The organism is Streptomyces albidicamelliae, from assembly GCF_025642175.1.
GTDB lineage: Bacteria > Actinomycetota > Actinomycetes > Streptomycetales > Streptomycetaceae > Streptomyces > Streptomyces albidocamelliae.
In genome coordinates this window covers 5,777,696-5,794,894 of the sequence record NZ_CP106795.1, presented here as the reverse complement: position 1 = coordinate 5,794,894, position 17,199 = coordinate 5,777,696, and the positions used below count along the sequence as shown (strand labels likewise).

Genomic DNA, 17,199 nt, shown 5'->3' with positions numbered 1-17,199 from the left:
ACTGGTTTCTGTGACGGGTTGCCGCGGAACGGGAACCCGAGCGGGACGAGCGGTGTATGAGAGGGAGAACCAGCGCTTGGATCACCGCCGCGAAGGGACCATGATCGTGCATCGTCGAGCTGTGCCGGCCGTTGTGGCCACGGCCGCCCTCCTGCTGACGGCCGGGCTGACGGCCGGCTGCTCCTCCGGCGGAGGGGGATCGCCGGACGGCGCCCGGAGTACGGCCCCGAGGGGTACCGCCTCGGGCACCACCCCGTCGGCCGGACCCACCGAGTCGGCCCCTCCGGCCAAGGGTTCGGTGAAGGTGCTGCGCACGGTGGCCGAGGGCCTGAAGACACCGTGGGGGGTGGCTCCGCTGCCCGGCGGCGGCGGTCTGCTGGTCTCCTCCCGCAACGACGGGACGCTCACCCGGATCGACGAGAAGACGGGGAAGAAGACCGTGCTGGGTACGGTCTCGGGGGTCTCCCCGGCCGGCGAGGGGGGCCTGCTGGGCATCGCCCTCTCCCCCGACTACGCCTCGGACCACATGATCTACGCCTACTTCACCTCGGCCTCGGACAACCGCATCGTGCGCGTGCTGTACGACGAGCAGAGGCCGCCCGGTGATCAGCTGGGCGCGCCGGACACGGTGTTCAAGGGCATCCCCAAGGGCTTCATCCACAACGGCGGCCGGATCGAGTTCGGTCCGGACGGGATGCTCTACGCGGGCACCGGCGAGAGCGGCAGCAAGGGCCTCGCGCAGGACAAGGAGTCCCTGGGCGGCAAGATCCTGCGGATGACCCCGGAGGGCGAACCGGCCCCCGGCAACCCGTTCCCGAACTCCCCCGTGTACTCGTACGGCCACCGCAACGTCCAGGGACTGGCCTGGGACGACAAACAGCGGCTGTTCGCCTCGGAGTTCGGCCAGGACACGTGGGACGAGCTGAACGCGATCAAGCCCGGCGACGACTACGGCTGGCCGAAGGCCGAGGGGAAGTCCTCCGAGGCCGGCTTCCACGACCCGATAGCGCAGTGGCACACCGACGACGCCTCTCCGAGCGGCATCGCCTACGTCGACGGCGTGATCTGGATGGCGGGGCTGAAGGGCCAGCGCCTGTGGCGCGTCCCGCTGCGCGGCACGCAGGCGTCGGCGGCCCCGCAGGCGTTCCTCACGGGCAAGTACGGCCGCCTTCGTACGGTGCTCCCGGCGGACGGCGACAAGGTCTATCTGGTCACGAGCAACACGGACGGCCGCGGGTCACCGAAGAAGGGGGACGACCGGATCCTGGAGCTCCAGGTGAAGTAGCGCCGGCCGCCCCCGCTCACTGCGCTTCCGGTTCCGCCGCCGCTGCCGGCGGCGGCTCCGGCAGCCGTATGACCGCCTTGCCGGAGGCCAGGTCGATGGGGCCGCGCCCGGGGTCGTTGTCCCCGACGTCCTCGCGGGTCAGTTCGAGACGGTTCTCCTCGTCCCGGGTGTGCTTGCGGCCGGGCGCGAACAGTTCCTCGAAGACGTTGAACACGGCTGCTCCCCCTTCGCCGGTTTCCTCCAGCGTAGGTCTCAGTGCGTCGTTCCGGCAGTGAGCGGCCGGGCCGTGAAGAGTTCGAGCCGGTGGGCGACCGCGGCGGCCTCGCCCCGGCCGGAGACACCCAGCTTGCCGAGGATGTTGGACACGTGGACGCTGGCCGTCTTCGGGGAGATGAACAGCTCCTCGGCTATCTGGCGGTTGGTGCGGCCGTCCGCGACCAGGCGCAGCACGTCCCGCTCCCGGCTGGTGAGGCCGAGCTCCGCGGCCGGGTCGGCCGGGACGCCGGCCTGCCGCGGGCCGTGGCCCAGGGTGAGGCGGGCGCGCTGGGCGAGCCGGGCGACGGAGTCGGCGAGGGGGCGGGCGCCGAGATGGCTCGCCACGGCGGCGGACAGCCGGAGCAGTTCCACCGCGCGGTCGCGCTCGTCGTCGCCGCCCTCGGCCAGCAGTGCCGCGGCGAGGCGGTGGCGGACCCGGGCGAGGTCGTAGGGACGGTCCAGGCACTCGAAGGCGCCGACCACGGGTGACCAGGTCTCGGCGGTGTCCGTGCCCTCGGTGCGCCGCAGTTCCGCGCGGGTCCAGTGGTCGTAGGCCGCCCAGAGGGGGGCGCCGGTGGTCAGTTCGCGCACGGCGGCGGCGAGCCGGTCGAGGATCTCGGCGCGGCCCGGCCGGGCGGCGGGCAGGGCACGGGCGTCGGCCTCGGCGGTGGCGGCGGCCAGCAGCAGGGGCCAGCCGTAGCGGTGGGTGCCGGGCGGGAAACCGGCGTCCAGGGCCTTGAGCAGTTCGGTGCGGGCGTCGTCGACGCGGCCCTCGGCGGCGGCGATGCCGAGGGCGATGCGGGCCACCGGGACGGAGTGCTGGGACATGGGGTCGTGGGTGCCGTAGTGGGCGCGGGAGGTGGCCAGTTGCCGGCCGGCCTCGGCGAGGTCGCCGCGGGCCAGGGCGAGGTGGGCGAGCTTCAGGGCGCCCGCGCCGCGGGGCTTGGCGCCGTGGCCGACCCGGGTGGCGTGCGCGGCGGCCTCCGCGGCCTGCGGCCACTGGCCGAGCGAGTAGAGCGCGTCGGACAGGTTGCCCCAGGCCCAGGCCTCGGAGTCGAGCAGTCCGTACCGGCGGGTGAAGGCGATGCCTTCGCGCAGGATCTCGGCGGCCTCCCGGTCGCGGCCGACGCTCTGCATCTCGGAGGGCAGGTTCACATAGGCGCGTGCCGCGACCTGGTGCGCCCCCTCGGCGAGGGTGTCCTCCAGCACCTGGCGCATCTCCGCGAGGCCCGTCTCGGCCTCGCCGGAGTCGACCTTGAGGCCGCTCAGGGTGAGGCGGGCGTGCAGCTCGATGTCCCGGGCGCCCACCATCCGCGCGTACTCCACGGCCCGCTCGGCGGCGGCGACTGCCTCGGGGCCGGGCCGGTGCAGCATGGACCAGTTGGCGGCGAGCGCCAGCACCTCCGCGTGCACTTCGGACGGCGGCAGTCCGCGCACGAGGTCCTGGGCGGTGGCGAGTTCGTGCCAGCCGTCGCCGCGGGCCTGGGCCTGGACCAGCCGGGAGCGCTGCGCCCAGAACCAGGCGGCGCGCAGCGGATCCGGATCCTCGTCGAGCAGGCGCAGGGCCCGCTTGGTGATCTTCAGGGCGCGTTCGCGCTCGCCGCCGAAGCGTCCCGCGACGGCCGCCTCGGCCATCAGGTCCAGGTAGCGCAGCGGGGTGGTGGCGGGATCGCAGCCGCACGGCGGGTAGGCCTCCGTGCAGTCGACCGGGCGCAGTGCTGAGCGCACCTCCTCGGGGGCGGCGTCCCAGAGTTCCATCGCCCGCTCCAGGAGACCGAGTTGCTCGGTGTAGGCGTGCCGGCGGCGGGCCACGACGGAGGCGACCAGGACGGCGGGCAGGGCCTTGGCCGCGTCGTGCGCGTGGTACCAGTAGCTGGCCAGGCGCATCACGCGCGCGTCGGCCGCGACGAGCGTGGGGTCGGCCTCCAGGGCCTCGGCGTAGTGGCGGTTGAGCCGGGAGCGCTCGCCGGGCAGCAGGTCGTCGGCGACGGCCTCGCGGACCAGGGAGTGCCGGAAGCGGTAGCCGTCGCCGTTCGGGGTGACGGTGAGCAGGTTGGCGCCGACGGCGGCCCGCAGGGCTTCGATGAGGTCGTCCTCGGTGAGCCGGGCGACGGCGGCGATCAGCCGGTACTCCACGGTGGAGCCGCCCTCGGCGACGATCCGGGCCACCCGCTGGGCGCTGTCGGGCAGCGCCTCGACGCGCACCAGGAGCAGGTCGCGCAGGGACTCGGTCAGGCCGGTGCAGTTGCCCTGGCAGGCGGCGACGGCGAGTTCCTCCACGAAGAAGGCGTTGCCGTCGGAGCGTTCGAAGATCTCGTCGACCTGGACGGGGTCGGGTTCGGCGCTGAGGATGCCGGCGATCTGGCGGCCGACCTCCTCGCGGGTGAACCGGGCGAGTTCGATCCGGCGGACGGTGCGCAGCCGGTCGAGTTCGGCGAGCAGGGGGCGCAGCGGGTGGCGCCGGTGGATGTCGTCGGAGCGGTAGCTGGCGAGGACGAGGAGCCGGCCGGCGCGCAGGGTGCGGAAGAGGTAGGCCAGCAGGTGGCGGGTGGAGGCGTCGGCCCAGTGCAGGTCCTCCAGGACGAGCACGACCGGGTGGCCGGCGGCGACGCGCTCCAGCAGGCGCACTGTGAGCTCGAACAGACGGGCCATGCCCTGCTCGTCGTGGCGGCCGGAGCCGGCCTCGCCCAGTTCGGGCAGCAGCCGGGCCAGTTCCTCCTCCTGTCCGGCCGCGGCGGCGGCGAACTCCTCGGGCAGGGCCTCGCGCAGGGCGCGCAGGGCCGTGGAGAAAGGGGCGAACGGCAGGCCGTCGGCGCCGATCTCCACACAGCCGCCGAGCGCGACGACCGCGCCGCGGCGGGTCGCGGCCGCGGTGAACTCCTCGACGAGGCGGGTCTTGCCGACACCGGCCTCGCCGCCGAGCAGCAGCGCCTGCGGCTCGCCGCAGGCGCCGGTCGCCGGGGAGGCACCCTGGGCTGCGGCGCGGTCGAGCGCGTCGAGCAGGGTGGTCAACTCGGCGGCGCGGCCGATGAACACGGGGCTGACGGACCTGGTTTCCACAGGCCCGAGCATCGCACGAGGTCCGGCCGTCGGGTCACCGGTTTTCCACAGGTCCGGTGCGATGGTCGTACCGGCAGTCGGAAGGGTCGTACGACCACGCCGAAGGGCCGTACGACTCCGCGGGGAAGTCGTACGGCCCGGGGCCCCGTGGCGGCCGACCCCCGTGCGGCCGCCCTGAGTCCCGTCCGTGCCGGGGCCACCGGGGCCCGGCCGGCCCGCCGTCACGCGGTGCGAGGCAGCCGGTGCCGGCGGGGGCGGTCGGTATGCGACTCGGCGACCGTGTCCCCGTCGCGGCCGGACGCCTCCTGGCGGGCGGTGCGGCGGGCCCGTGCGGCCTCGCGGGCCAGGCGGTCCTGCTGGGCCTCGCGGATCAGCTGGGCCGAGCGGGTCCGGTGGTAGTCCATCTCGAACATGGCGTGTCCTTCGGGAGGTGGTGTGGTGCTTCGCTCTCTGCGATGCCTCCACCTTCGCCGCCCAGGGGGGTGCGCCACATCGGGAGGGTTCCGCATGTTCGGGCCACCGGAGGGCCCTACGCGCGCGTAAGGGGCCTCAGGGCGTCCGTAAGGTGCGCACGGATTCCCTAAGGCCCCTGCAGGCCCGGGGGTTCTCAGCCGGCCGAGGGCAGGCCGATCAGCGCGTCGGAGTACTTCAGGACCGCCAGCAGCAGACCGATGACGCCGAGCGAGACGCCGGCCCAGGCGACCGACTTGATCCAGGGGGCCTGCGGGCGGCCGGGCACGCCGAAGGCGGGCCGCGCGAGCACGACCACACCGGTGATCAGCGCGGTCAGCGCGAACAGGCCGGCCCACAGGGCGGTGGCGTGCCAGGAGTCGCCGTAGACCTCCTTGAGCTGGGTGGCGACGCTCGCACCGGTCGAGGTCCGCAGCTGGCCGACGAGCTGTTCACGGGCGCCGGCGACGGTGCCGATCCAGCCGCCGGTGAGCGAGACCAGGCCGAGCGCGGCGGAGACGACGGCGGCGGCGCCCTGGCCCACCCCGGAGGGGCTCCGGCCCTCCGCCCCGGCGGCCGGGGCGGCCACGTCCCCGGCGCTCTCCTCGGCGCTCTCCTCGCCGGCTTCCCCCTCGGTCCGCGCCGTGGCCTCGGCAGGCGCGTCGGCGGCCCCGGCCGCGGCCGGGCCCTTCGTCCCGGGTGTCCGATCCTCTTCTGCGGTGCCGGCCTCCGCCGGGGTCCCGTCACTGCGCGCCGCGGTGCCGGCCCCGGCGCCTTCCTCTGTCTTCGTTGCCATGCCCGGCACCGTACGGACGCTGTCTGAGAGGTCCCTTAATGATCGCCGCGCGCGCCACGCGCGCGTGCCTCGCGCCACTCGGGCGCCAGCACCGACCAGATCTCGGTGCTGGTCCGCACACCGCGGTGCGGGTAGTTCTCGCGGAGCAGTCCCTCGCGGGTCATGCCGAGCCGGCGGGCCACCCTGATGCTGGGCTCGTTGACCGAGGAGACGTGCCACTCCACCCGGTGCATGCCGCGTTCCTCGAAGGCCCAGTCGAACAGCACCCGCATGCCGCGCGTGACGAGTCCGCGCCCGGCCGCCGACGGCTCCAGCCAGCAGCCCGCCTCGCAGACCCCGCTCGGCGTGTCCCAGACCCGGAACAGCAGCCCGCCGACCAGCTTCCCGTCCAGCCATATCCCGTGCAGGCTGCCCCCGTCGGCGCCGCGTTTCTCGGCGTACGACGCCAGGAAGGCGCGCGCGGACTCCAGGTCGGTCACCACGTCCGGCAGTCCGATGTGCCGGCCGATGAACTCCCGGCCCCGGTCGATGTCGGCCAGCAGTTCCTCGGCGTGCCAGACCTCCAGGGGGCGCAGTTCCGCGCCGTCGTCACCCAGGGATATCGCGTACATCGTGCTGCTGCTCCTCCCGCAGTTCCTCGACCGAGACCCTGCCGAGCCTCTCATGCGCGGCCCGGCACTCGGGCGGCTCGATGCTGATGCGGGGCAGGCGGCGCTCCAGCCAGCCGGGCAGCCACCAGTTGGCGGCACCGAGCAGGTGCATGAGGGCGGGCACGAGCAGGGTGCGCAGCACGAAGGCGTCGAGTGCGACGGCGGAGGCCAGGGCGATGCCGAACATGGCGATCACGCGGTCGCCGCTGAGCACGAAGGCGAGGAAGACCGAGATCATGATGACCGCGGCGGAGTTGATCACCCGGCTGGTCTCGGCGAGGCCCACGCGGACGGCACGCCGGTTGTCGCCGGTCTCCAGCCACTCCTCGTACATCCGGCTGACCAGGAAGACCTGGTAGTCCATGGAGAGCCCGAAGAGCACCGAGACCATGATCACCGGCAGGAAGGGCTCGATGGGTCCGGCGCGGCCGAGGCCGAGCGCCTCGCTGCCCCAGCCCCACTGGAAGACGGCGACGACGACGCCGAACGCGGCGGCCACGGCGGCGATGTTCATCACGGCGGCCTTCAGCGGGATGCCGAGCGACCGGAAGGCGACCAGCAGCAGGAGGCAGCCGAATCCGATGACCACGCCGACGAACAGGGGCAGCTTGCCGACGATCACCTCGGCGAAGTCGTCGTGACCGGCGGTCACTCCGCCCACCTGGACGTCGAGGGAGGTCCCGGCCTCCGCCCGCGGCAGCACCTTCGTGCGCAGCCGGTCCACGAGGTCGCTGGTGGCCTGCGACTGGGGGGCGGTGGTGGGGACCACGGTCAGGTGGGCGATCCGGCCGCCCGAGGCGAAGACGGCCGGCGTGACGGAGGCGACGCCGCGGGTGGCGCGCAGCGTGGTGTCGAGGGTGTCCAGGGCGAACTTGTCGTCGCCGCCGTCCACGCGGGTGACCAGGGTGAGGGGCCCGTTCACCCCGGGTCCGAAGCCCTCGGCGAGCAGGTCGTAGGCCTTGCGCGTGGTGGAGGCGCGCGGGTCGTTGCCCTGGTCGGAGGTGCCGAGGTGGAGGGAGAGCGTCGGCAGGGCGAGCAGTGCGACGACGGCGACGGCCAGCGAGCCGAGCAGCTTGGGGCGGCGCTCGACCAGCGCGGACCAGCGGGCGGCGAGGCCGGTCGGCAGTTCCGGGCGCGGTCCGCGGTCGGCGAGGCGGCGCCGCTCGCGACGGCTGAGGGCCCGCGGTCCGATGTACGACAGCAGGGCGGGCAGCAGGGTCACGGAGGCCGCGACGGTGAGCATTACCGTCAAGGAGGCCGCCACGGCCACCCCGTTGAGGAAGCCCAGCCGCAGGATCAGCATGCCCAGCAGGGCGATGCACACCGTCGCACCCGCGAAGACGACCGCGCGTCCGGTGGTGGCGACGGCGCTCCCGGCCGCCTCGGCGACGCTCAGGCCGCGTTTGAGGCCGCGCCGGTGCCTGGTCACGATGAAGAGCGCGTAGTCGATGCCGACGCCGAGGCCGATCAGCATGGCGAGCATGGGCGCGAAGTCGGCGACCGTCATGGCGTGTCCGAGCAGCCCGATGCCCGCGTAGGCGGTGCCGACGCCGACCAGCGCGGTGGCGATCGGCAGCAGCGAGGCGGCGAGCGAGCCGAAGGCGAGGAGCAGGACGACGGCCGCGACGGCCACGCCGACCACCTCGGCGGTGTGGCCGCGCGGTGACTCGGTGACCTCGACGGCGCTGCCGCCCAGTTCCACCTGGAGCCCGTCGCGCTCGGCGGCCTCGGCGACCCGCACCACGGACCGCGCCTCGGACCTGCGGATGTCCTCGGCCTGCTGTGCGAAGGTGACGGTCGCGTAGGCCGTCCGGCCGTCCTCGCTGATGCGGTGGGTGGCGAGGCGGTGGGTGGCGTGGGCGCTACGGCCCGGGTGCCCGCCGTGACGGCCGTGACCGTGACCAGCGTGACCGGCGTGACCGCCGTAGGGGCCGGACACCGAGGCCACGCCGGGCAGTCCGGCGATCCGGGCCAGGGTGCGGGTCATGGTCCGCTCGACGCCGGCGGCGCGGACGCTGCCGTCCGGGGTGTGCCAGACGACGGTGTCGCTGTCGCCGCCGAGGCCGGGGAAGCCCTCCTGCAGCAGGCGGGCGGCGCGTCCGGACTCGGTGCCGGGGACCCCGTAGTCGTTCGAGTACGACGGACCGGCCACGGCGGCCGCCGCGGTGACCCCGCCGAAGGCGAGGAGCCACAGCAGGACGGCGATGAGCCGGTGGCGGACGCACCAACGCGCGAGGGCTGCCACGGACGTGCTCCCGGAGGACTATGTGTGGATCTTTGGCCGGGAACGATCGTCCGTGAACTGAACAGCCCGCAAAGAACGCATGAGCAATCGCGGGACACTCTTGCAGGCGAAAGTGATCGTTTGCCGTGTTCGTGGGGTTGTTCGCAGGAATGGGAGGGACGTCACAGGACAGTCCGGCGAACTCTGTCGCCCGCACGGGCGCTTCAGTCGAACTGGTCCCCGAGTGCCATGACCATCGTCCCCACGATCAGCAGCCACAGGGCCCTGCGGGTACGGCCCTTGGCACCGAGGAACGCGGCGAGGGCGCAGACGGCGGCACCGAGGGCGTAGGCGGCCGGGACGCGGGCCGGGGCGGTGCCGGTGAGACGCAGCAGGGCGGCGGCGAGCCCGGCGAGGCAGAGGAGCGCTCCGGAGCCGGCCGCCGTCCAGCGGGCCCGGCGGGCGTCCTCGACGTACTCCTCTTCCGCGTCCTCGGCGTACTCCTCTTCCTCACCCTCGGATATCGACGGTTCGGTGCCGGAATCGGTGCGTCCACTCATGGCGGGCGAGCGTAGCGCCCCCGGCCGGGCGAGCCGGGCGCGGGGGCGCGGACGAGCGTGCGGCCCCGCAGGACGTGTCCTGCGGGGCCGCACGGCGGGGTGTTCGGGGCTCAGCCCTCGCTGACGCCCAGCTTCTCCAGGATCAGCTCCTTGACGCGGGCCGCGTCGGCCTGGCCGCGGGTGGCCTTCATGACCGCGCCGACCAGGGCGCCGGCCGCGGCCACCTTGCCGCCGCGGATCTTGTCCGCGACGCCCGGGTTGCCGGCGATGGCCTCCTCGACGGCGGCGGTCAGCGCGCCCTCGTCGGAGACGACCTTCAGACCGCGCTTGTCGACGACCTCGTCCGGGGTGCCCTCGCCCGCGAGGACGCCCTCGATGACCTGGCGGGCCAGCTTGTCGTTCAGGTCACCCTTCACGACCAGCTCGGTGACCCGGGCCACCTGCTGCGGCGTGATCGCCAGCTCGTCCAGCGTGCGGCCGGATTCGTTGGCGCTGCGGGCCAGTTCGCCCATCCACCACTTGCGGGCGGAGGCCGCGTCGGCACCGGCGTCGATCGTGGCGACGATCAGGTCCAGCGCGCCGGCGTTGAGGATCGCCTGCATGTCGGTGGCGGAGATGCCCCACTCGGCGAGCAGCCGGGTGCGGCGGGCCAGCGGCAGTTCGGGCAGCGCGCCGCGGATCTCCTCGACCCACTCGCGGGAGGGCGCCACGGGGACGAGGTCGGGCTCCGGGAAGTACCGGTAGTCCTCGGCCTCCTCCTTCACGCGGCCCGAGGTCGTGGACCCGGTGTCCTCGTGGAAGTGGCGGGTCTCCTGGACGATCGTGCCGCCCGAGGACAGCACGGCCGCGTGCCGCTGGATCTCGAAGCGGGCCGCACGCTCCACGGACCGCAGCGAGTTGACGTTCTTCGTCTCGGAGCGGGTGCCGAACTTCGTGGTGCCGATCGGGCGCAGCGACAGGTTCACGTCGCAGCGCATCTGGCCCATCTCCATGCGGGCCTCGGACACGCCGAGGGCACGGATCAGCTCGCGCAGCTCGCGGACGTACGCCTTCGCCACCTCGGGGGCGCGCTCGCCGGCGCCCTCGATCGGCTTGGTGACGATCTCGATCAGCGGGATGCCCGCGCGGTTGTAGTCGAGGAGGGAGTGCGAGGCGCCGTGGATACGGCCCGTCGCGCCGCCGACGTGCGTCGACTTGCCGGTGTCCTCCTCCATGTGGGCGCGCTCGATCTCCACGCGGAAGGTCTCGCCGTCCTCCAGCTGCACGTCGAGGTAGCCGTTGAAGGCGATCGGCTCGTCGTACTGGGAGGTCTGGAAGTTCTTCGGCATGTCCGGATAGAAGTAGTTCTTCCGGGCGAAGCGGCACCACTCGGCGATCTCGCAGTTCAGCGCGAGACCGATCTTGATCGCGGACTCGACGCCGGTCGCGTTGACGACCGGGAGCGCGCCGGGCAGGCCGAGGCAGACCGGGCAGGTCTGGGAGTTCGGCTCCGCACCGAGCGCGGTCGAACAGCCGCAGAACATCTTGGTCTGGGTGCCGAGTTCGACATGGACCTCAAGGCCCATGACGGGGTCGTACGACGCCAGCGCGTCCTCGTACGACACCAGGTCGGTCGTGGTGGTCACGGTGAAAACTTCCCTCTCAGCCCAGCAGGACGTCGTCGTCGCCCAGCCGCTTCAGCTCGCGGTAGAGGATGGCGAGGCCGGTGACGATGGCGACGGCGGACACGGTGGCGTCGATCAGCCGCAGCGTGTCGTGCTCGGCGCGCGCCTTCTTGATCTGCTTGGCCACACCCAACGCGCCGAAGGCGGTTCCGGCCATCGACAGGTACGTGCCGGACTTCGACTTCTTGAAGCCCTTGGCCTTGTTCAGTGCGCTCACAGCGACGGAGCCTCCTCGATCAGCGGGTGCCCCCACTTTTCCACGAAGGCGGCCTCGACGGCGGCGCCCACCTTGTACAGCCTGTCGTCCTTCATCACCGGGGCGATGATCTGCAGGCCGACCGGGAGGTTGTCCTCCGGGGCGAGACCGCAGGGCAGGGACATGGCCGCGTTGCCCGCCAGGTTGGTGGGGATGGTGCACAGGTCCGCGAGGTACATCGCCATCGGGTCGTCGGCGCGCTCGCCGATCGCGAAGGCGGTGGTCGGGGTCGTCGGGGAGACGATCACGTCGACCTGCTCGAACGCCTTGTCGAAGTCCTGCTTGATCAGCGTACGGACCTTCTGGGCGCTGCCGTAGTACGCGTCGTAGTAGCCGGAGCTCAGGGCGTACGTGCCGAGCATGATGCGGCGCTTGACCTCGGCGCCGAAGCCCGCCTCACGGGTGAGGGAGGTGACCTCCTCGGCCGAGTGGCTGCCGTCGTCGCCGGTGCGGCGGCCGTAGCGCAGGCCGTCGAAGCGGGCGAGGTTGGAGGAGCACTCGGAGGGCGCGATCAGGTAGTACGCCGACAGCGCGAGGTCGAAGGACGGGCAGTCCAGCTCGACGATCTCGGCGCCCAGCCCCTTCAGCAGCTCGACGGACTCGTCGAAGCGCTGGATGACGCCGGCCTGGTAGCCCTCGCCGCGGAACTGCTTGACCACGCCGACCCGCATGCCTGCGACGCTGCCGTTGCGCGCGGCCTCGACGACCGGCGGGACCGGGGCGTCGATGGAGGTGGAGTCGAGCGGGTCGTGCCCGGCGATGACCTCGTGCAGCAGGGCCGCGTCCAGGACCGTACGGGCGCAGGGGCCGCCCTGGTCCAGGGAGGACGAGAAGGCGACCATGCCGTAGCGGGAGACCGCGCCGTACGTCGGCTTCACGCCGACCGTGCCGGTGACGGAGGCCGGCTGGCGGATGGAACCGCCGGTGTCCGTGCCGATGGCGAGCGGCGCCTGGAAGGAGGCGAGCGCGGCGGACGAACCGCCGCCGGAGCCGCCGGGGATCTTGGTGAGGTCCCAGGGGTTGCCGGTCGGTCCGTAGGCGCTGTTCTCGGTGGAGGAGCCCATGGCGAACTCGTCCATGTTGGTCTTGCCGAGGATGACGACGTCGGCGGCCTTCAGCCGCTTGGTGAGCGTCGCGTCGTACGGCGGGATCCAGCCTTCGAGGATCTTCGAGCCGACGGTCGTCGGCACGCCCTCGGTGGTGAAGATGTCCTTCAGCGCGAGCGGGACGCCGGCCAGCGGGCCGAGCTTCTCGCCGCGGGCGCGCTTCTCGTCCACGGCGCGGGCCTGGGCGAGGGCGCCCTCACGGTCGACGTGCAGGAAGGCGTGCACCTTCTCGTCGACGGCCTCGATCCGGGCGAGGTGGGCCTCGGCGACCTCGACGGCCGTCAGCTCACCGGAGGCGATCTTCTCGGCGGTCTGCGCCGCCGTGAGCTTGATGATGTTGCTGTCCGTCATGGTCAGTCCTCCCCCAGGATCTGCGGCACCTTGAAACGCTGCTGCTCCTGGGCCGGGGCGCCGGAGAGCGCCTGCTCGGGGGTGAGCGAGGGACGGACCTCGTCCGCCCGCATGACGTTCGTCAGCGGGAGCGGGTGAGAGGTCGGCGGTACGTCTTGGTCGGCGACCTCGCTGACGCGGGCGACCGCGCCGATGATGTCGTCCAGCTGGCCTGCGAAGTGGTCGAGTTCTTCGGGCTTCAGCTCCAGACGCGCCAGCCGGGCGAGGTGGGCGACCTCCTCGCGCGTGATGCTCGGCATGCAGCGATCCTCTGGGGTGAGTGTGTGTGGTTTGGGGCCAATCCTATGGGGCGGGGCCCGGTGCCCGTGAAACGGTTTGCCCGGGCCCCGTCCCGGGGGGCGCCGCCGGGCTCCTCAGTGGTGCCGCCCGTCCCAGGACTCACTGCGCAGGAAGTGGTTGTCGTACAGCTCCTGGACCTCCAGCAGGCTCTCCGGGGTGGCCTCGCCGAGACGGATGCGCTGCAGGTGGCGGAAGTACTCGAAGCGCTCGACGCCCGGGGTGATGACGATCAGGATGTCGGCCGGGCTGCCGGGCGCGGCGGCGAAGGCGTGCGGCCGGTCGGGCGGCACGACGACCAGGTCGCCGGACCGGGCGGTGACGACGTCGTCGCCGGACAGCACCTCGGCCTCGCCGTCGAGCAGGTAGAACATCTCCGCGGAGTTGCGGTGCAGGTGCGGGCGGGCGCCGTCGGCGCCCTCCGTGAGGGTGACCCGGACGGTGGACAGCGCGCCTCCGCTGGCGCTGCTGTCGGCGAGCAGCTTGACACGGACGGGCGCTCCGCCGATCACCTCGGCCTCCGCGTCCCGGACGAGCACGGTGTCCTCGAACTTCGGGACGAACAGCGACATGGCGGTTCCCCCTCCGGTTGTCGTCCGGGTGTCGTCAGACCGCGAAGAGCAGGCCGGCACTGATCAGTACCACGATCGCGGTGGCGAAGTGGATCCCGAAGGCGACGGCTTTCGTGCCGCCGTTGCGCAGCACTATCAGCGTGTCGCCGAACGGGACGAGCGCCACGGCCAGCATGAACCAGGCCTCGGCGTGCGCCCCGGCGAAGGCCAGCACGGCGAGGCCGGCCACGCCGAAGGTGCCGTCGCGCAGCCCCTTGACCGACAGATAGGCGCCGGCGTCGCCGTGGGGGTCGGCCGGGGCGCCGTATCCGGCGGCGGCGGAGCCCGGCTGGAACAGGAACCGGTAGCCGAGGAACACGCAGAACAGGTCGAGCAGAACGGCGAGGGTGTACGCGGTGACGGTCATGTCTGTTTCTCCTCTTGCCTGTTGCTAGCAGCGCTAGGGACAAGAGCGAAGCTAGCAGAGCGCCGACAGATTGGCTAGCACTGCTAGAATGGAGAGCATGTCGATCCAGACGCGCCGGGAGCGCGAACGAGCGGAACGCGAGCGGCTGATCGTCACGGCCGCGCGGGAGCTGGCCGAGGCCGAGGGCTGGGACGCGGTGACGACCCGCAGGCTGGCGGCCGAGATCGAGTACAGCCAGCCGGTGCTCTACAGCCACTTCAAGGGCAAGGGCGCGATCATGACAGCCGTCGCCCTCGAGGGGTTCGGCGAGCTGGCGGCCGAGCTGCGGACGGCGCGCACGGGCGCGCGGGACACGCGGGGAGCGCTCACGGCGGTCGCGGCGGCGTACACGTCCTTCGCCAGGCGGCGGCCCGCCCTCTACGACGCGATGTTCACCCACCTGGTGGACCTGCCGTTCGCCACGGAGGGGGCACCGGCGCCGCTGTGGGAGGCGTTCAACGAGCTGCTGTGGGCGGTGGAACCGATCGCGGTCGGCGACGACGACCCCGGCCTGCTCACGGAGACCTTCTGGGCGGGCCTGCACGGCCTGGCGACCCTGATGCGCAGCGGCCGCCTCCCCGAGCCCACCCACGAACGCCGCCTGGCCCTGCTGGTCGGCCACTTCGCGGGGAGCGGCTGAGGCTCCGCGGCCCGCACGCACGGCGTCGGCGACGCTTCACGAGGAGCGCCGCGCAGCGCGGGCCGGGAGGCGGCCGGCCGGCACCTCGCCGACGCCGATGACGGTCGGCCGTCCGGCTGAAGGAGCGTTACTCCGCGGCCGGCAGGGCCGCTCTCGGGCGCTGCCAGCCGCGGAGCCGCGGGCCAGCAGCCAGGCCGTCGTCTCCTCCGGCGGCATCGCCGCGGCGACCAGCCAGCCCTGCACCGCGTCGCAGCCGAGGTCCCGCAGCCGCTCCCAGGTCTCGTCGTCCTCCACGCCCTCGGCGACGACGAGCAGGCCCAGCGAATGCGCCAGGTCGACGGTGCAGCGCACGATCTCCGCGTCCTGGGCGTCGACGGCCAGACGGGCCACGAACGAACGGTCGATCTTCAGCTCGCTGACGGGCAGCCGCCGCAGATGGACCAGCGACGAGTACCCGGTGCCGAAGTCGTCCAGGGACATCTTCACGCCGTGCCCGGTGAGCCCGGCCAGCGTGTCGGCGGCCCGCTGCGGGTCCTCCAGCAGGACGTGCTCGGTGATCTCCAGCTGGAGCGCCCCGGCCGGGACCCCGTGCCGGGCCAGCCGCGCGGCGACCGATCCGGCGAAACCGGGCGTGTGGACGTCGCGCGGGGACACGTTGACCGCGACCGGGACGTACAGGCCCTGGGCGCGCCACCGGGCGACCTGCCCGAGCGCGGTCTCCAGGACGTACTCCGTCAGATGGGGCATCAGGCCGGAGGACTCGGCGATCGCGATGAACTCGTCCGGCGGAACCTTCCCCCGCTCCGGGTGCACCCACCGCACCAGCGCCTCCAGACCGGCGACCTGACCGTCGAACCGGACCTTCGGCTGGTAGTGCAGCTGCACCTCGTGCGCGTCCAGCGCCCGGCGCAGATCGCCCAGCAGGCCCAGCCGGTCCGGGGTGTTGGAGTCCCGCTTGGACTCGTACACCTCGACGCCCGTACGGTCCCGCTTCGCCTGGTACATCGCCACATCGGCCCGGCGCAGCAGCCCTTCGGCGTCCAGGGCGTGGTCCGGGAAGACGGCGACTCCGGCGCTGGCCTCCAGCACGAGGGTGAGTCCGTCGAGATCGAGCGGCGAGCTGAGCTCGGTGACGAGACCGCGGGCGACCCGGGTGGCCGAGGTGGTGGAGTCGGCGACGGGCAGTAACACGGCGAACTCGTCGCCGCCGAGGCGCGCGGCCTCCGCCCCGCGCGGCAGGGCGAGCCGCAGCCGGTCGGCGATCTGCAGCAGCAGCCGGTCACCGGCGAGATGGCCCAGGGTGTCGTTCACCGAGCGGAACCGGTCGAGGTCGATGAGCATGAGGGCGGAGCGGGCGCCGATGCGCTCCGCGTCGTCGAGCGCGGTCCAGATCCGCTCCAGCAGCCACTGCCGGTTGGGCAGCCCGGTGAGCGGGTCACGCAGCTGCTCCTCGGCCCGGGCGCGGGCCATCCAGAGGGTGGAGTCGAGGGCGATGAGCGGGATGGCGAACAGCGGCAGCAGGATCGGCTGCGCGTCCGCGACGACACAGAGCAGGGGCGCTATGCCGAGCAGGGCGACGGCGATGAGGCCCTGTCTGACCAGAGCGGTACGGGCGATGGTGGGCACCTTGCCGCGCGGGGCGTTCAGGTACCAGAGCAGACCGCGGCTCACCGCGAGGTAGGCGCCCGCGACGAGCACGAAGGCGGGGGCGGTCGTGAGGCTCCAGCTGTCGGGCCGCCAGGGCTCCTCGACGCTCGGGACCCGGCCGAACGCGCCGAGCAGCAGGGCGCCCGCGGCGATGCCGAGGATGTCCACCGCGCCGTGCAGGACGCCCTGCCGCCAGCGGTGGCGCCGGGCGACGCCGACGAGGACGACGACGGTGAGGCTGACCATGCCGGCGGGCACCCAGCCGTACAGCAGCAGCACGGCCAGGGTGAGGGCGGCGCCGGAGCCGGTGCCGCCCACCCAGCGGGCGCGGCCCAGCATGACGAGGTGTCCGACGATGAGGCCGGTCAGCAGGGCCAGCGACAGGCCGACGGTGTGGCACGGGAAGAGGGCGTGGTGGCCGGTGAAGGCGCGGTAGAAGCCGGCGCCGAGGACGAGCCCGGCAGCGGCCACCGCGACCGAGGGCGGCGTGGGCCAGGACGGGTGCCGTTCGGAGTCGGTGTCGGTCAGGCCGGGGGCGGGCTCGATGGCCAGGGGCAGCGGGGGGTGCGGTTCGGTGGGGGTGCCGGGTGCGGTCGGGCGCGGTGGGCCGCCCGTCCGCCCTTCGTGCCGACCCGTCCACCGGCTCCCCCGCCACGCGTCCGCGCGACGGCGCAGCCATGAGTCCGGGGCGGCGCTCTCGGTCGGTTCCATTCCCGTCCCTCTCACAGCCGGCGGTGCCCACGCCACGCGGTCCGATGTCCGACAGCCATCAGCAGCTCCGCGTCGAAGAAACCTTCCCCGCGCCCTTGCCGGGCGCGGAGATGCCCCAACCGCAGCCGGGCACGGCAGGCGCACAACTCAACAGTAGGCCGCGGAAGGCTTCCTCGGGCACCGGTCGTCGA

The 17,199-nt window shown here is 73.1% G+C and carries 16 protein-coding genes; 2 read left to right on the top strand and 14 right to left on the bottom strand.

Annotation, left to right across the window (positions count from 1 at the left end):
- Positions 1-100: 100 nt before the first annotated feature.
- Positions 101-1,285, top strand: coding sequence for a PQQ-dependent sugar dehydrogenase (locus N8I86_RS26600; RefSeq protein ID WP_185091227.1), 1,185 nt, complete (start codon positions 101-103; stop codon positions 1,283-1,285).
- 16 nt (positions 1,286-1,301) lie between these two features.
- Here the strand turns inward: N8I86_RS26600 and N8I86_RS26595 are convergent, their stop codons facing one another.
- The 13 genes from N8I86_RS26595 to N8I86_RS26535 all read right to left on the bottom strand — a co-directional run bounded on the left by N8I86_RS26595 (position 1,302) and on the right by N8I86_RS26535 (position 13,971).
- The gene (locus tag N8I86_RS26595) at positions 1,302-1,499 is read right to left on the bottom strand and encodes a DUF6191 domain-containing protein (RefSeq protein WP_073889805.1); all 198 of its coding nucleotides are present in this window, start codon (positions 1,497-1,499) and stop codon (positions 1,302-1,304) included.
- A 38-nt stretch (positions 1,500-1,537) separates the two neighbouring features.
- Positions 1,538-4,612, bottom strand: coding sequence for a helix-turn-helix transcriptional regulator (locus N8I86_RS26590; protein WP_107423612.1), 3,075 nt, complete (start codon positions 4,610-4,612; stop codon positions 1,538-1,540).
- Between the two features lie 209 nt (positions 4,613-4,821).
- Positions 4,822-5,013 carry a hypothetical protein gene (locus tag N8I86_RS26585; RefSeq protein WP_073889802.1) on the bottom strand — a complete coding sequence of 64 codons (192 nt, stop codon included), beginning with the start codon at positions 5,011-5,013 and terminating at the stop codon, positions 4,822-4,824.
- 194 nt (positions 5,014-5,207) lie between these two features.
- Positions 5,208-5,846 (bottom strand): hypothetical protein, encoded by a 639-nt coding sequence (locus tag N8I86_RS26580; RefSeq protein ID WP_263278878.1) that lies wholly within the window; start codon positions 5,844-5,846, stop codon positions 5,208-5,210.
- 35 nt (positions 5,847-5,881) lie between these two features.
- Entirely contained in the window at positions 5,882-6,457 is a 576-nt protein-coding gene (locus tag N8I86_RS26575; protein ID WP_123436587.1) for a GNAT family N-acetyltransferase, read from the bottom strand.
- Positions 6,435-8,741 carry an MMPL family transporter gene (locus N8I86_RS26570; protein ID WP_263278877.1) on the bottom strand — a complete coding sequence of 769 codons (2,307 nt, stop codon included), beginning with the start codon at positions 8,739-8,741 and terminating at the stop codon, positions 6,435-6,437. Before N8I86_RS26570 ends, N8I86_RS26575 begins: the two co-directional genes overlap by 23 nt.
- Positions 8,742-8,944: 203 nt before the next feature.
- The gene (locus tag N8I86_RS26565) at positions 8,945-9,280 is read right to left on the bottom strand and encodes a hypothetical protein (RefSeq protein WP_073889795.1); all 336 of its coding nucleotides are present in this window, start codon (positions 9,278-9,280) and stop codon (positions 8,945-8,947) included.
- Positions 9,281-9,390: 110 nt separating this feature from the next.
- The gene (gatB, locus tag N8I86_RS26560) at positions 9,391-10,905 is read right to left on the bottom strand and encodes an Asp-tRNA(Asn)/Glu-tRNA(Gln) amidotransferase subunit GatB (protein ID WP_073889794.1); all 1,515 of its coding nucleotides are present in this window, start codon (positions 10,903-10,905) and stop codon (positions 9,391-9,393) included.
- Between the two features lie 16 nt (positions 10,906-10,921).
- Positions 10,922-11,161 carry a hypothetical protein gene (locus N8I86_RS26555; RefSeq protein ID WP_073889792.1) on the bottom strand — a complete coding sequence of 80 codons (240 nt, stop codon included), beginning with the start codon at positions 11,159-11,161 and terminating at the stop codon, positions 10,922-10,924.
- The gene (gene gatA, locus N8I86_RS26550) at positions 11,158-12,663 is read right to left on the bottom strand and encodes an Asp-tRNA(Asn)/Glu-tRNA(Gln) amidotransferase subunit GatA (protein WP_185091549.1); all 1,506 of its coding nucleotides are present in this window, start codon (positions 12,661-12,663) and stop codon (positions 11,158-11,160) included. The genes N8I86_RS26555 and gatA overlap by 4 nt, the downstream gene beginning before the upstream one ends.
- Positions 12,660-12,956, bottom strand: a complete 297-nt coding sequence (gene gatC / locus N8I86_RS26545; protein WP_073889789.1) for an Asp-tRNA(Asn)/Glu-tRNA(Gln) amidotransferase subunit GatC — start codon at positions 12,954-12,956, stop codon at positions 12,660-12,662. Before gatC ends, gatA begins: the two co-directional genes overlap by 4 nt.
- 114 nt (positions 12,957-13,070) lie before the next feature.
- Positions 13,071-13,565 carry a cupin domain-containing protein gene (locus N8I86_RS26540; RefSeq protein WP_073889787.1) on the bottom strand — a complete coding sequence of 165 codons (495 nt, stop codon included), beginning with the start codon at positions 13,563-13,565 and terminating at the stop codon, positions 13,071-13,073.
- Positions 13,566-13,599: 34 nt separating this feature from the next.
- A complete protein-coding gene (locus tag N8I86_RS26535) occupies positions 13,600-13,971 on the bottom strand; it encodes a DUF4267 domain-containing protein (RefSeq protein WP_073889785.1) in 372 nt (123 codons plus the stop codon).
- A gap of 97 nt (positions 13,972-14,068) precedes the next feature.
- Here N8I86_RS26535 and N8I86_RS26530 point away from each other — a divergent pair, with 97 nt between their 5' ends.
- On the top strand, positions 14,069-14,650 hold the full coding sequence (locus N8I86_RS26530; RefSeq protein ID WP_073889783.1) for a TetR/AcrR family transcriptional regulator: 582 nt from the start codon (positions 14,069-14,071) through the stop codon (positions 14,648-14,650).
- A 36-nt stretch (positions 14,651-14,686) separates the two neighbouring features.
- Here the strand turns inward: N8I86_RS26530 and N8I86_RS26525 are convergent, their stop codons facing one another.
- The gene (locus N8I86_RS26525) at positions 14,687-17,008 is read right to left on the bottom strand and encodes a putative bifunctional diguanylate cyclase/phosphodiesterase (RefSeq protein ID WP_404830833.1); all 2,322 of its coding nucleotides are present in this window, start codon (positions 17,006-17,008) and stop codon (positions 14,687-14,689) included.
- Positions 17,009-17,199 lie beyond the last annotated feature (191 nt).